Below are 14,781 nucleotides of genomic sequence, written 5' to 3'. Positions count from 1 at the left end.
ATTTGACTCCATCGGGGTTTTAGGCGTATGGCAAAGGGTAAATTCGAACGCACCAAGCCGCACGTCAACGTCGGCACGATTGGTCACGTGGACCACGGCAAGACGACGCTGACGGCCGCGCTGACGAAGGTTGGCGCCGAGCGTTTCGGTGGCGAGTTCAAGGCATACGACGCGATTGACGCGGCGCCGGAAGAGAAGGCTCGTGGTATCACGATCTCGACCGCCCACGTGGAATACGAGTCGCCGATGCGCCATTACGCGCACGTGGATTGCCCGGGCCATGCTGACTACGTGAAGAACATGATCACGGGTGCCGCGCAGATGGACGGCGCGATCCTGGTGTGCTCGGCCGCTGACGGCCCGATGCCGCAGACCCGCGAACACATCCTGCTGTCGCGCCAGGTGGGCGTGCCGTACATCATCGTGTTCCTGAACAAGGCCGACATGGTGGACGACGCCGAGCTGCTCGAGCTGGTCGAGATGGAAGTGCGCGAGCTGCTGAGCAAGTACGACTTCCCGGGCGACGACACGCCGATCATCCACGGTTCGGCGCTGAAGGCGCTGGAAGGTGATCAGAGCGAAATCGGCATACCGGCGATCATCAAGCTGGTGGATGCGCTGGACAGCTACATCCCCGAGCCGGTGCGCGTGATCGACAAGCCGTTCCTGATGCCGGTGGAAGACGTGTTCTCGATCTCGGGCCGCGGCACCGTGGTGACCGGTCGTATCGAGCGTGGCATCATCAAGGTCGGTGACGAAATCGAAGTGGTCGGCATCCGTCCGACCCAGAAGACCACCGTCACGGGCGTGGAGATGTTCCGCAAGCTGCTGGACCAGGGCCAGGCAGGCGACAACGCCGGTCTGCTGCTGCGCGGTCTGAAGCGCGACGACGTGGAGCGTGGTCAGGTGCTGGCCAAGCCAGGCTCGATCACCCCGCACACGGACTTCGAGGCTGAGGTGTACGTGCTGTCGAAGGACGAGGGTGGCCGTCATACGCCGTTCTTCAAGGGCTACCGTCCGCAGTTCTACTTCCGCACCACCGACGTGACGGGCGCTTGCCAGTTGCCGGATGGCGTGGAAATGGTGATGCCGGGCGACAACGTGAAGATGGTGGTGTCCCTGATCCACCCGATCGCGATGGACGAAGGCCTGCGCTTTGCCATTCGCGAAGGTGGCCGCACCGTCGGCGCCGGCGTGGTGGCCAAGGTCATCAAGTAAGCTGTAGACTGGGAAGTCGCCCGCTCTGCGGGCTGCAAGGAGTCGAAGGGTGGGGCGGTCTAGGCCTCCTCATCCGGCGGCGGCGCTGAGAGGCGCATCCGAAGCAGCGGCAAGGCGAGCGGCTTTCATACATTTTCGATACGCCAGTAGCTCAATTGGCAGAGCAGCGGTCTCCAAAACCGCAGGTTGGGGGTTCGAGTCCCTCCTGGCGTGCCATCTTCCTGAGGATCGACGATGGATGGTGGGTGGCAACTGGCCGTAGTTCGGTCGATGCCCTCTCATCCGATCACTGCGCATGAATACGAAGGCAGAACAGACCAAAGGCGTCAACGCCATTGATATCGGCAAGCTGGTACTGGCAGGGCTAGTGCTGGCTGCTGGCGTTTTTGCCTACTCGTGGTTCGGCACTGATAGCTCGATCCCGCAGTCGGTATTGATGCTTGGCGTGCTGGCGGCGCTGGTCGCAGCGCTGGCCATCGGGGCCTTTACGGCACCCGGCCGCCGCGTGCGCAGCTTTCTTGGTGAATCGCAGTTCGAACTGCGCAAAGTGGTCTGGCCCACCCGTGATGAGACGCTCAAGACCACTGGCATTATCATGGTCGTGGTTATCGTCTTGTCGCTGCTGTTGGGCCTGATCGATCTGATCCTGAAGTCGGTCGTACTCGACTGGCTGCTCAAGCTGGGTTCGTAGAGGTGATGGCATGAGCAAGCGTTGGTATGTGGTACACGCCTATTCGGGCTTCGAAAACCAGGTGAAGCGCTCGCTTGATGAGCGGATTCGCCGCGAAGGTATGGAAGAGCGCTTCGGTGAAGTGCTGGTGCCGACCGAAGAAGTCATTGAGATGCGCAGCGGCCAGAAGCGCCGCAGCGAGCGCAAGTTCTTTCCCGGTTACGTTCTCGTGCAGATCGAGACGAATACCGACGGCAAGGCGCCGCGCATCGACGACGAATGCTGGCATCTGGTCAAGGAAACCCCGAAAGTGATGGGTTTCATCGGTGGCACCGCGGATCGTCCGCTGCCGATTCGCGACAGCGAAGCCGATGCCATCCTCAGTCGCGTCCGTGAAGGTGTCGAGAAGCCCCGCCCGAAGGTGCTGTTCGAGCCGGGCGAGATGGTTCGCGTCACCGAGGGTCCGTTCAACGACTTCAACGGCGTGGTCGAAGAGGTCAATTACGAGAAGAGCCGCCTGCGTGTCGCGGTGCTCATTTTCGGTCGCTCGACCCCGGTCGAGCTGGAGTTTGGTCAGGTCGAGAAGGCCTGATCGGATCCCGCAAGCCGGTCCCGGCATGGGGCTTGCTTAAAACTTGATCAGTCTCTAAACTACGCGGTTCACGCCGGGGTCTTTTGGCTCGGCGTGTCCGTGTTTCCAGGGTCCGCAGGGTCGCGGGCCTCCTCCATCAGGGACCGAACGTACTGCGAGGAGCCGCAAGGCGCTTGAACTCGCGAGGAAAAAAGCAATGGCAAAGAAAGTCACAGGTTATATCAAGCTGCAGGTCAAGGCCGGTCAGGCCAACCCGTCGCCGCCGGTGGGTCCCGCCCTCGGTCAGCGCGGCCTGAACATCATGGAATTCTGCAAGGCGTTCAATGCCGCCACGCAGAAGCTGGAGCCGGGTCTGCCGATTCCGGTCATCATCACGGCCTATTCCGACCGTAGCTTCACCTTTATCACCAAGACCCCGCCGGCCACCGTCCTGATCAAGAAGGTCACGGGCGTCGCCAAGGGTTCGCCCAAGCCCAATACCGACAAGGTCGGCAAGATCACCCGCAAGCAGCTGGAAGACGTTGCAAAGCAGAAGGAGCCGGATCTCACGGCTGCTGATCTGGACGCCGCGGTGCGCACCATTGCTGGTAGCGCGCGCAGCATGGGCTTGGTGGTGGAGGGTTAAGACATGGCAAAGCTCACGAAGCGTTTGAAGGCGGCTCAGGCCGCAGTGCTGCCGGGCAAGTTCTATGGCCTGGAAGAAGCCCTGAACATCGTCAAGGACAACGCCAAGGCGAAGTTCGCCGAGTCCGTGGACGTCGCCGTCCGCCTCGGCATTGACGCCAAGAAGTCCGACCAGGGCGTGCGCGGCTCCTCGCTGCTGCCGCACGGCACCGGCAAGACCGTCAAGGTCGCCGTGTTCGTGCCGGCCGGTGAGAAGGCCGAGGCCGCCAAGGCCGCTGGTGCCGACGCCGTCGGCATGGAAGACCTGGCAGAGCGCATGCAGGCTGGCGATCTCGACTTCGGTCGCGTCATCGCTACGCCGGACGCCATGCGCGTCGTCGGTAAGCTCGGCCAGCTGCTCGGCCCCCGTGGCCTGATGCCGAACCCGAAGGACGGCTCGGTCACCGCCGACGTTGCCACGGCCGTCAAGAACGCCAAGGCCGGCCAGGTGAAGTTCCGCAACGACAAGGCGGGCATCATCCACGCCACCATCGGCAAGGCCAGCTTTGACGCTGCCCAGCTCGCGGACAACCTGAACACGCTGGTCAACGACCTGCTGAAGGCCAAGCCGTCGACCGCCAAGGGTCAATACCTGCAGAAGATCGCGCTGTCCAGCACCATGGGCGTGGGCGTTCCGGTCGATACCTCGTCGCTGACGCTGACGACCAAGTAAGAATCAAGTCCCGTGCCGGTGAGAACTGGCACGGGCAGTTTTTGAAGGCAGCCCCGGTTGTGAGACCGGTGCCGCCGTCAAAGACCGCAGGCGCGATCAGCGCGCGACGACGACGAGCAGGGAGCTCGCAATGGCAGGGAAACGCCGTGGTCGCTAGCGAGGTCGCTTAATCGGATTCGGAAGCGAATCTGGCCTGCGCAGATGGTGCTGCCCCTTCTGAGATCGTTTGATTTGATCTGGAAAGGCCACCACCCGGGACCAAAGTGTCCCCGACGTCAGGGATGGCATCGCTCAGGACCGCAAGCGGCAGGAGCCGTAAGCGGATATGCATTAAGAGGTGTGATATGGCTCTGAATCTCTCGCAGAAGCAAGAAGTAGTCGCCGAGCTGGCAGAAGTCGCCGCGAAGGCTCACTCCTTGATCGCCGCCGAGTATGCAGGCACCACGGTCGCTCAGATGACCGCGATGCGCAAAAAGGCTCGTGAATCTGGTGTGTTCTTGAAAGTTGTCAAGAACACGCTCGCTTCGCGCGCCGTGGTTGGCACCGACTTCGAGGTCGTCAAAGACGCCCTGGTCGGTCCGCTGCTGTATGCATTCTCGACCGAGGAACCCGGTGCAGCCGGGCGCCTGATCAAGGAATTCGCCAAGGGCAACGACAAGCTGAAGCCGATCCTCGTCTCGGTGGAAGGCAAGTTGCTGCCGGCCGCGCACGTCGACGTGTTGGCCTCGCTGCCGACCCGCGAACAGGCTCTCGCCATGCTCGCCCGCGTGTTGGCCGAGCCGGCCGCCATGTTTGCCCGCGTCGTCAAGGCTGTGGCCGATCAGCAGGGTGGTGGCGAAGTTGCCGCCGAAGCCCCGGCTGAAGCCGAGCCCGCCTAAGTTCGCTGACTATTCAAATCGAATCAAATTCCAGAGGTAAATGAAATGTCCCTGACCAACGAACAGATCGTCGACGCCGTCGCCGCCAAGTCGCTGATGGAAGTGATGGACCTGGTGAAGGCCATCGAAGAGAAGTTTGGCGTGACCGCCGCCGCTCCGGTGATGGTTGCCGCCGGCCCGGCCGCTGCTGGCCCGGTTGCTGAAGAGCAGACCGAGTTCGACGTGATCCTGAAGAGCGCCGGCGAGAAGAAGGTCGACGTGATCAAGGCCGTCCGCGCCATCACGGGCCTGGGCCTGAAGGAAGCGAAGGACCTGACCGAAGCCGGTGGCGTCGTGAAGGAAGCCGCTTCGAAGGATGACGCTGCGAAGTTCAAGAAGGACCTCGAAGCTGCCGGCGCCACGGTCGAACTGAAGTAATCGGCGCTCTTGCGCGCCGTCAGTCCGATCTAGCGTCAAGCAAGCCTGGGGGCGTAATCCCCCGGGCTTTGCCTGTTCCCGACCTTCGGGAATGGGGAATAGGGAATGGTCCGGCTACATCGGACCCGTTACCGATCATTCCTTATTCGCGATTCCCGATTCACCGAATACACAACCGAGGCGGTACCCACCATGACCTACTCGTTTACCGAGAAGAAGCGCATCCGCAAGGATTTCGGCAAGCGTCCCCCTGTATTGGGCGTGCCGAACCTGCTGACCATCCAGACCGATTCCTATCGCGAGTTTCTGCAGGAGCATGTCGCTCCCAAGCAGCGCGACGAAAAGGGTCTCCACGCCGCGCTGAAATCGGTTTTTCCGATTGTCAGCTATTCCGGCAATGCCGCGCTTGAGTACGTCGACTATCGCCTGGGCGAGCCTGCCTTCGACGAGCGCGAATGCCGCAACCGTGGCATGACCTACGGCGCGCCGCTGCGCGTGACCGTGCGTCTGGTCATCTACGACAAGGACAGCCCGGCCTCCAAGAAGGCTGTGAAGTATGTGAAGGAGCAAGAGGTCTACATGGGCGAAATTCCGCTCATGACCGACACCGGCACCTTCATCATCAACGGCACCGAGCGCGTCATCGTCTCGCAGCTGCATCGCTCGCCTGGCGTGTTCTTCGACCACGACCGCGGCAAGACGCACAGCTCGGGCAAGCTGCTGTTCTCCGCCCGCGTGATTCCTTACCGCGGTTCGTGGTTGGACTTCGAGTTCGACCCGAAGGACGCGCTGTTCACCCGTATCGACCGTCGCCGCAAGTTGCCGGTGACCGTGCTGCTGCGCGCGCTCGGCTACAACAACGTCGAGATGCTGGACATCTTCTTCGAGCACAACGTGTTCCACCTGGGCAAGAAGGGTGGCACCACCTTGGAGCTGGTGGCAGAGCGTCTGCGTGGTGAAACGCTGACCTTCGACCTGACCATTGGCGACAAGGTGCTGGTGGAAGCCGGCAAGCGCATCACCGCGCGCCACGTGCGTCAGCTGGCCGCTGAGAACATCACTGCGCTGGAAGTGCCGGACGACTATCCGATCGGCCGCATCCTTGCCACCGACATCGTCGACAGCAAGACCGGCGAGCTGCTGGCCTCGGCCAATGACGAAATCACCGGCGAGCAGCTGGAGAATTTCCGCAAGGCTGGCATCGAAGTCGTTCCCACGCTGTACGTGAACGACCTGGATCGCGGTGCGTACATCTCGCACACGCTGCGCATCGATAACTCCAAGACGCAGCTCGAAGCGCTTGTTGAAATCTATCGCATGATGCGTCCGGGCGAGCCGCCGACCAAGGACGCTGCGCAGAACCTGTTCTTCAACCTGTTCTTCACCTTCGACCGCTACGACCTGTCGGGCGTGGGTCGCATGAAGTTCAACCGCCGCGTCGGCCGTCAGGACATCGTCGGTCCGGGCGTGCTGTACGACCACAAGTACTTCGCCGAGCGCAAAGAAGAAGACTCGCACAACCTGGTCAAGTCGCTGGGCGTGAGCTCCGACATCCTTGACGTGCTCAAGGTGCTGATCGACATCAAGAACGGTCATGGCACCGTCGACGATATCGATCACCTGGGTAACCGTCGCGTGCGTTCGGTCGGTGAAATGGCCGAGAACACCTTCCGCATCGGTCTGGTGCGTGTCGAGCGCGCCGTGCGCGAGCGTCTGAGCCTGGCCGAGTCCGAGGGTCTGACCCCGCAGGAACTGATCAACGCCAAGCCGGTGGCGGCGGCGGTGAAGGAGTTCTTCGGCTCCTCGCAGCTCAGCCAGTTCATGGATCAGAACAACCCGCTGTCGGAAGTGACGCACAAGCGTCGCGTTTCGGCCTTGGGACCGGGTGGTCTGACCCGCGAGCGCGCCGGCTTCGAAGTGCGCGACGTGCATCCGACCCATTACGGCCGCGTCTGCACCATCGAAACGCCGGAAGGCCCGAACATCGGCCTGATCAACTCGCTGGCCGTGTACGCCCGCACCAACACGTATGGCTTCCTCGAGACGCCGTACCGCAAGGTCGTGGGCGGCAAGGTCACCAATACGGTGGACTACCTCTCGGCGATCGAAGAAGGCGACCACGTCATTGCGCAGGCGAACTCGCCGCTCAAGGACGGTGCCTTCGTCGAAGACTTCGTGTCCTGCCGTTTCCGCGGCGAGTCCGAGCTGCGTCCGGCGTCCGAAGTCGACTACATGGACGTCTCGCCCATGCAGACCGTGTCGGTCGCTGCCGCACTCGTGCCGTTTCTGGAGCACGATGACGCGAACCGCGCACTGATGGGCGCGAACATGCAGCGTCAGGCTGTGCCGACCCTGCGTTCGCAGACCCCGCTGGTGGGTACCGGTATCGAGCGCGCCGTGGCGCGTGACTCGGGCGTCATCACCACCGCCAAGCGCGGCGGCGTGATCGACCAGGTCGATGCGGCTCGTATCGTGGTGCGCGTGAACGAGGCAGAGGTCGGCGACAACGACGCCGGCGTCGATATCTACACGCTGACCAAGTACACCCGTTCGAACCAGAACACCAACCTCAACCAGCGTCCGCTGGTGAACGTGGGTGACATCGTGGCGGTGGGCGACACGCTGGCCGACGGTTCGTCGACCGATCTGGGCGAGCTCGCGCTCGGCCAGAACATGCTGATCGCCTTCATGCCGTGGAACGGCTACAACTTCGAAGACTCGATCCTGCTGTCCGAGCGAGTTGTGCAGGAAGACCGTTACACCTCGATCCACATCGAGGAGCTGTCCTGCATCGCGCGTGACACCAAGCTGGGTGCCGAAGAAATCACCGCCGACATCCCGAACGTGGGTGAGCAGGCGCTGGCACGTCTGGACGAGTCCGGCATTGTATACATCGGCGCTGAAGTGAAGGCCGGTGACATCATGGTCGGCAAGGTCACGCCGAAGGGCGAGAGCCAGCTGACCCCGGAAGAAAAGCTGCTGCGTGCGATCTTCGGCGAGAAGGCGTCTGACGTTAAGGACAGCTCGCTGCGCGTGCCCCCGGGCATGGACGGCACCGTCATCGACGTGCAGGTCTTCACCCGCGACGGTATCGAGAAGGACAAGCGCGCCAAGCAGATCGAGGAAATGGAAGTCAAGCGTATCCGCAAGGATCTTGACGACCAGTTCCGCATCCTGGAAAGCGCGATCTACAACCGTATGCGCATCCAGCTCGTCGGCAAGTCCGCGATGAGCGGTCCGGGCGGCCTGAAGCGCGGCGTGGAAATCACCGACGCCTACCTCGACGGCCTGAAGAAGGACGACTGGTTCAAGGTCAACGTCAAGGACGAGGACGTCACCGAGTTCCTCGAGCGCGCGGCTGACCAGGTCAAGCGCCACAAGGAAGAGTTCGACAAGCGCTTCAAGGAGAAGCAGGGCAAGATCACCCAGGGTGACGATCTCGCTCCGGGCGTGCTCAAGATGGTCAAGGTGTTCCTGGCCGTGAAGCGCCGCATCCAGCCGGGCGACAAGATGGCTGGTCGCCACGGTAACAAGGGTGTGGTGTCGAACGTGGTGCCGGTGGAGGACATGCCGTTCTCTGCTGACGGTATGCCGGTCGACATCGTGCTGAACCCGTTGGGCGTGCCTTCGCGTATGAACATCGGCCAGATTCTGGAAGTGCATCTGGGCTGGGCCGCCAAGGGCCTGGGCAAGAAGATCCAGAACATGCTCGAGGCGCAGGCCAAGGTGGCGCAGATCCGCGAGTTCCTCGATCAGATCTACAACCACCATGTAGCCGGTGCCGTGCAGCACGTCGACCTGGATTCGCTGACGGACGATGAAATCTTCACTCTGGCGACCAACCTGCAGGAAGGCGTGCCGATGGCAACGCCGGTGTTCGACGGTGCCGAGGAGCAAGAGATCAAGGCCATGCTGAGGCTGGCTGATCTGCCGGAGTCGGGTCAGACCACGCTGTTCGATGGTCGTACCGGCGAGGCGTTTGATCGCCCGGTAACGATTGGCTACATGCATTACCTGAAGTTGAACCACTTGGTTGACGACAAGATGCACGCGCGTTCGACCGGTCCGTACTCGCTCGTTACCCAGCAGCCGCTGGGCGGCAAGGCGCAGTTCGGTGGTCAGCGCTTCGGCGAAATGGAAGTCTGGGCACTCGAAGCCTACGGCGCGGCCTACACCCTGCAGGAAATGCTGACGGTGAAGTCCGATGACGTGCAGGGTCGTAACCAGATGTACAAGAACATCGTCGACGGTAACCACGAAATGGCGGCGGGCATGCCGGAATCCTTCAACGTGCTAGTGAAGGAAATCCGCTCGCTCGGTATCGACATCGACCTCGAAGAGGTCAAGTGATCGTCGCGGTCACGGGAGATTACGCATGAAAGACTTGCTCAATCTGTTCAATCAGCAGCGCACCGCGCCTGACTTCGACGCGATCAAGATCGCCCTGGCCTCGCCGGAGCTGATCCGGTCGTGGTCGTATGGCGAGGTGAAGAAGCCGGAAACGATCAACTACCGCACCTTCAAGCCGGAGCGTGACGGCCTGTTCTGCGCCGCCATCTTTGGTCCGGTGAAGGACTACGAGTGCCTGTGCGGCAAGTACAAGCGCATGAAGCACCGCGGTGTGGTCTGCGAAAAGTGCGGCACGGAAGTGACGCTGGCCAAGGTGCGTCGCGAGCGCATGGGTCATATCGAGCTCGCTTCGCCGACCGCGCATATCTGGTTCCTCAAGTCGCTGCCGTCGCGCATCGGCTTGATGCTGGATATGACGCTGCGTGACATCGAGCGCATCCTGTACTTCGAAGCCTTCGTGGTGATCGATCCAGGTCTGACCGCGCTTGAGCGCGGCCAGTTGCTCAGCGAAGACCAGTACCTCGAAGCGGTGGAAGAGCACGGCGACGAGTTCGACGCCCGCATGGGTGCCGAGGCCGTCTACGAGCTGCTCAAGTCGCTCGACCTGCCGGGCGAAGTGATTCGCCTCAAGGAAGAGATTGGCTCGACCAACTCCGAGACCAAGCTCAAGCGCCTCACCAAGCGCGTCAAGCTGATCGAAGCCTTCCTCGAATCCGGCAACAAGCCGGAGTGGATGGTGCTGACCGTGCTGCCCGTGCTGCCGCCGGACCTGCGTCCGCTGGTGCCGCTGGATGGTGGTCGTTTCGCTACGTCCGATTTGAATGATCTGTACCGTCGCGTCATCAACCGCAACAACCGTCTGCGTCGTCTGCTCGAACTCAATGCGCCCGACATCATCGTGCGCAACGAGAAGCGCATGCTGCAGGAATCGGTCGATGCGCTGCTCGACAACGGCCGTCGCGGTCGTGCCATCACCGGCACCAACAAGCGCGCGCTGAAGTCGCTGGCCGACATGATCAAGGGCAAGCAGGGCCGCTTCCGCCAGAACCTGCTTGGCAAGCGCGTGGACTACTCCGGTCGTTCGGTGATCGTGGTCGGTCCGACCCTGCGCCTGCACCAGTGCGGTCTGCCGAAGAAGATGGCGCTTGAGCTGTTCAAGCCCTTCATCTTCGCCAAGCTGCAGGCGCGTGGCGAAGCCACCACCATCAAGGCGGCCAAGAAGCTGGTCGAGCGCGAAGAGGCTCAGGTGTGGGACATCCTCGAAGAGGTGATCCGCGAGCATCCCGTGCTGCTCAATCGTGCGCCGACGCTGCATCGTCTGGGCATCCAGGCGTTCGAGCCGAAGCTGATCGAAGGCAAGGCCATCCAGCTGCATCCGCTCGTCTGTACGGCGTTCAACGCCGACTTCGACGGTGACCAGATGGCTGTCCACGTGCCGCTGTCGATCGAGGCGCAGCTCGAAGCGCGCGCCCTGATGATGGCGACCAACAACATCCTGTCGCCCGCCAACGGCGAGCCGATCATCGTGCCGACCCAGGACGTGGTGCTGGGTCTGTACTACATGACCCGCGAGCTGGTGAATGCGAAGGGTTCGGGCATGGTGTTCTCGGGCATCGGCGAAGTTCGTCGCGCCTACGACAACCGCGCCGTCGAGCTGCACGCCAAGATCAAGGTGCGCACGACCCAGGTGCACATCGACGAGCAGGGCGGTCGCACGTCCGAGACCTCGATCGTGGACACCACCGTGGGCCGCGCGCTGCTGCTCGAGATCATGCCGGAAGGTCTGCCGTTCGCGCTGGCCAACACCGAGCTGACCAAGAAGAACATCTCTCGTCTGATCAACCAGTGCTACCGCCGCCTGGGTCTCAAGGAGACCGTGGTGTTCGGCGATCAGCTGATGTACACCGGCTTCCGCTTCGCGACGCGTGCGGGTATCTCGATCGGCATCGATGACATGATCATTCCGGCCGAGAAGAAGCCGATCCTGGAAGAGGCCGAGAAGGAAGTGGTCGAGATCCAGGAGCAGTATCAGTCGGGTCTGGTCACCGCCGGCGAGCGTTACAACAAGGTGGTCGACATCTGGTCGCGCACGAACGAACTCGTGGCCAAGGCGATGATCGACGGTATCGGTACCGAGAAGGTGACCGATGCCGAAGGCAAGACGGTCAACCAGAAGTCGATGAACTCGCTGTACATCATGGCCGACTCCGGCGCCCGTGGTTCGGTCGCTCAGATTCGTCAGCTGGCCGGCATGCGTGGCCTGATGGCGCGTCCGGATGGCTCGATCATCGAGACGCCGATCAAGGCGAACTTCCGTGAAGGCCTGAACGTGCTGCAGTACTTCAACTCCACCCACGGTGCCCGTAAGGGTCTCGCGGATACGGCGTTGAAGACGGCCAACTCCGGTTACCTCACCCGTCGACTCGTCGACGTGGCGCAGGACGTGGTCATCACTTCGCATGACTGCGGTACCGAAGACGGCGTCATCATGCAGCCGATCGTGGAAGGCGGCGACGTGGTCGAGCCGTTGCGCGAGCGCGTGCTGGGCCGCGTGGCGGTCGAGGACGTCTATGCCCCTGGCGACGACGATGAGCCGATCGTGGTCCGCGACACCTTGCTGGACGAAGCCCTGGTCGAGAAGCTCGACAAGGCCGGCGTGCAGTCGATCAAGGTGCGTTCGCCGATTACCTGTGCGGCGACGCACGGTATTTGCGCGCTGTGCTACGGCCGCGATCTGGCCCGTGGCCATCTGGTCAACATGGGCGAGGCCGTGGGTGTGGTCGCCGCGCAGTCGATCGGTGAGCCGGGTACCCAGCTGACCATGCGTACGTTCCACATCGGTGGTGCGGCTTCGCGTGCGGCGGCGGTGGACAACGTGACGGTGAAGACCACCGGCACGCTGCAGTTCAACAACCTCAAGACCGTGCATCACAACCAGGGTCACCTGGTGGCGGTGTCGCGTTCGGGTGAAGTCAGCGTCATCGACGCCAACGGCCGCGAGCGCGAGCGCTACAAGGTGCCTTATGGCGCCACCATCGCGATCAAGGATGGCGATCCGGTCAAGGCTGGCCAGACGGTGGCCAACTGGGATCCGCATACCCATCCGATCGTGTCGGAAGTGGCCGGTACCGTGCGCTTCATCGACTTCATCGATGGCATCACCGTGCAGAGCCAGACCGACGAACTGACCGGCCTGGAGTCGGCGGTGGTGACGGATCCGAAGCGCCGTGGTACGGCCGCCAAGGACCTGCGCCCGATCGTGCGTCTGGAAGATGCCAAGGGTCGTGAGCTGAAGCTGCCGGGCACCGACGTGCCGGCGCAGTACATGCTCCCGGCCGGTGCCATCGTGTCGATCCAGAACGGTGTGCAGGTGGGCGTGGGCGACGTGGTCGCACGTATCCCGCAGGAAACCTCCAAGACCCGCGATATCACGGGTGGTCTGCCGCGCGTGGCCGATCTGTTCGAAGCTCGCAAGCCGAAGGAACCGGCCATCCTCGCCGAGCGTTCGGGCGTGATCAGCTTCGGCAAGGACACCAAGGGCAAGCAGCGCCTGATCATCAAGGACGTGGACGGCAACGAGCACGAAGAGCTGATTCCCAAGTGGCGTCAGGTCATCGTGTTCGAAGGCGAGCACGTCGAGAAGGGCGAAACCGTGGTGGACGGCGAGCCCAGCCCGCACGACATCCTGCGTTTGCTGGGTGTCGAGCCGCTGGCCTCGTACCTGGTCAAGGAAATCCAGGACGTCTACCGTCTGCAGGGCGTGAAGATCAACGACAAGCACATCGAAGCAATCATTCGCCAGATGCTGCGCAAGGTTGAGATCACCGACGCGGGCGAGAGCCACTATCTGCGTGGTGAGCAGGTCGAGCGTGTTCGCATCAACGGCGAAAACGATCGTGCCATCGCCCGCGGTGAGCGTCCGACGGAGTACCAGTCGGTGCTGCTGGGTATCACCAAGGCCTCGCTGGCCACGGAATCCTTCATTTCGGCCGCTTCCTTCCAGGAAACGACCCGAGTCTTGACGGAAGCGGCGGTGCGTGGCACGCGTGACACCTTGCGGGGCCTGAAGGAAAATGTTATTGTCGGCCGTCTAATTCCGGCGGGTACGGGTCTGGCGTATCACGCACAGCGTCATCGCCAGGGCGGTCTGACCGCTTCGGAGCTCGCAACGCTCTCCGGCTCCGCTTCATCGGCCTCCTTCGCGGAAGCCACCACCGGTAGCGACATAGGTGTGGAGTAAGTCCTTCGCGGGCTTTACTCGCTGACATACGAAATGAGGCGCAAGGAACGCGCCTCGAGTTCGGGCTATGGAGGGCAGGCGTCAGCTTGTCTGTGACAAGCTGCCCATGTTAAATTCCCGCTTCTTGGCAGACCGAGCCGGTTCGGTCTGCCTTTATGTTTCTCAGGAACAGCTTCAGATGACGACAGTCAACCAGTTGGTTCGCAAATCCCGTAGCCCGAAGACCTATAAGAGTGCTTCTCCGGCTTTGCAGAACAGCCCGCAGCGCCGCGGCGTTTGCACGCGCGTATACACGACCACCCCGAAAAAGCCGAACTCGGCGCTGCGTAAGGTTGCCAAGGTGCGCCTGACGAACGGCTACGAAGTCATCAGCTACATCGGTGGCGAAGGTCATAATCTTCAGGAGCACTCGGTGGTCCTGATCCGCGGTGGTCGCGTCAAGGACCTCCCCGGTGTTCGTTACCACACGGTACGCGGCAGTCTCGACTGCGCCGGCGTCACTAAGCGCCGCCAGTCGCGCTCCAAGTACGGCGCCAAGCGCCCGAAGAAATAAGAGCTAAGGACAAGAAACATGTCGCGTAAAGGTTCACATCCCGCCCGTCTGGTCCTGCCGGACCCCAAGCATGGCAGCCAGCTGATCGCCCGCTTCATCAACATGGTGATGAAGAGCGGCAAGAAGTCGGTCGCTGAAAGCATCGTCTACGGTGCGCTCAGCCATCTGGGTGAAAAGAACGCCGAGCCGGTTCAGCTCGTCGAGAAGGCCCTGAACAACATCGCTCCGGCGGTTGAGGTCAAGTCCCGCCGCGTCGGTGGTGCTACGTACCAGGTTCCGGTCGAAGTGCGTCCGGGTCGTCGTATGGCGCTTGCCATGCGCTGGGCCATCGAATCCGCGCGCAAGCGTGGCGAGACCTCGATGCCGCGCAAGCTGGCCGCCGAGCTGCTCGAGGCTTCTGAGAATCGCGGTGGCGCGATCAAGAAGCGCGAAGAGACGCACCGTATGGCAGAAGCCAACAAGGCCTTCTCGCATTACCGCTGGTAAGCAGTAACTCGCTTTAAGCAAGCACTTTTTAGAGGTTAAGA

General features: G+C 62.1%; 11 protein-coding genes and 1 tRNA gene. All 12 read left to right on the top strand.

Going from position 1 to position 14,781, the window contains the following annotated elements:
- Positions 1-27 precede the first annotated feature (27 nt).
- The 12 genes from tuf to rpsG all read left to right on the top strand — a co-directional run bounded on the left by tuf (position 28) and on the right by rpsG (position 14,740).
- Positions 28-1,218: an elongation factor Tu gene (tuf, locus tag ACT01B_RS16290; protein WP_445144259.1), complete on the top strand. Its 1,191-nt coding sequence runs from the start codon at positions 28-30 to the stop codon at positions 1,216-1,218.
- 140 nt (positions 1,219-1,358) lie between these two features.
- Positions 1,359-1,434: transfer RNA gene (locus tag ACT01B_RS16285), tRNA-Trp, on the top strand.
- A gap of 79 nt (positions 1,435-1,513) precedes the next feature.
- Complete coding sequence (gene secE, locus ACT01B_RS16280; protein ID WP_445144268.1) at positions 1,514-1,909, top strand: preprotein translocase subunit SecE; 396 nt, start codon at positions 1,514-1,516, stop codon at positions 1,907-1,909.
- Positions 1,910-1,919: 10 nt separating this feature from the next.
- Positions 1,920-2,480, top strand: coding sequence for a transcription termination/antitermination protein NusG (gene nusG, locus ACT01B_RS16275; RefSeq protein ID WP_445144267.1), 561 nt, complete (start codon positions 1,920-1,922; stop codon positions 2,478-2,480).
- A 196-nt stretch (positions 2,481-2,676) separates the two neighbouring features.
- Positions 2,677-3,105, top strand: a complete 429-nt coding sequence (gene rplK / locus ACT01B_RS16270; protein WP_445144266.1) for a 50S ribosomal protein L11 — start codon at positions 2,677-2,679, stop codon at positions 3,103-3,105.
- 3 nt (positions 3,106-3,108) lie between these two features.
- Complete coding sequence (gene rplA, locus ACT01B_RS16265) at positions 3,109-3,816, top strand: 50S ribosomal protein L1 (RefSeq protein ID WP_445144265.1); 708 nt, start codon at positions 3,109-3,111, stop codon at positions 3,814-3,816.
- A 344-nt stretch (positions 3,817-4,160) separates the two neighbouring features.
- The gene (gene rplJ / locus ACT01B_RS16260) at positions 4,161-4,694 is read left to right on the top strand and encodes a 50S ribosomal protein L10 (protein ID WP_445144264.1); all 534 of its coding nucleotides are present in this window, start codon (positions 4,161-4,163) and stop codon (positions 4,692-4,694) included.
- Between the two features lie 45 nt (positions 4,695-4,739).
- On the top strand, positions 4,740-5,111 hold the full coding sequence (gene rplL / locus ACT01B_RS16255) for a 50S ribosomal protein L7/L12 (RefSeq protein ID WP_445144263.1): 372 nt from the start codon (positions 4,740-4,742) through the stop codon (positions 5,109-5,111).
- A gap of 192 nt (positions 5,112-5,303) precedes the next feature.
- Positions 5,304-9,461, top strand: coding sequence for a DNA-directed RNA polymerase subunit beta (gene rpoB, locus ACT01B_RS16250; protein WP_445144262.1), 4,158 nt, complete (start codon positions 5,304-5,306; stop codon positions 9,459-9,461).
- Between the two features lie 25 nt (positions 9,462-9,486).
- Positions 9,487-13,701 (top strand): DNA-directed RNA polymerase subunit beta', encoded by a 4,215-nt coding sequence (gene rpoC, locus ACT01B_RS16245; RefSeq protein WP_445144261.1) that lies wholly within the window; start codon positions 9,487-9,489, stop codon positions 13,699-13,701.
- Positions 13,702-13,879: 178 nt separating this feature from the next.
- Positions 13,880-14,254 carry a 30S ribosomal protein S12 gene (gene rpsL / locus ACT01B_RS16240; RefSeq protein ID WP_121881674.1) on the top strand — a complete coding sequence of 125 codons (375 nt, stop codon included), beginning with the start codon at positions 13,880-13,882 and terminating at the stop codon, positions 14,252-14,254.
- An 18-nt stretch (positions 14,255-14,272) separates the two neighbouring features.
- Complete coding sequence (rpsG, locus tag ACT01B_RS16235; RefSeq protein WP_266184283.1) at positions 14,273-14,740, top strand: 30S ribosomal protein S7; 468 nt, start codon at positions 14,273-14,275, stop codon at positions 14,738-14,740.
- The last annotated feature ends 41 nt before the right edge of the window (positions 14,741-14,781 follow it).

It is taken from the genome of Dyella sp. Tek66A03 (assembly GCF_052567735.1).
Note: the sequence above shows the minus strand (reverse complement) of the source record. Positions and strands in the feature narration are given on the sequence as shown.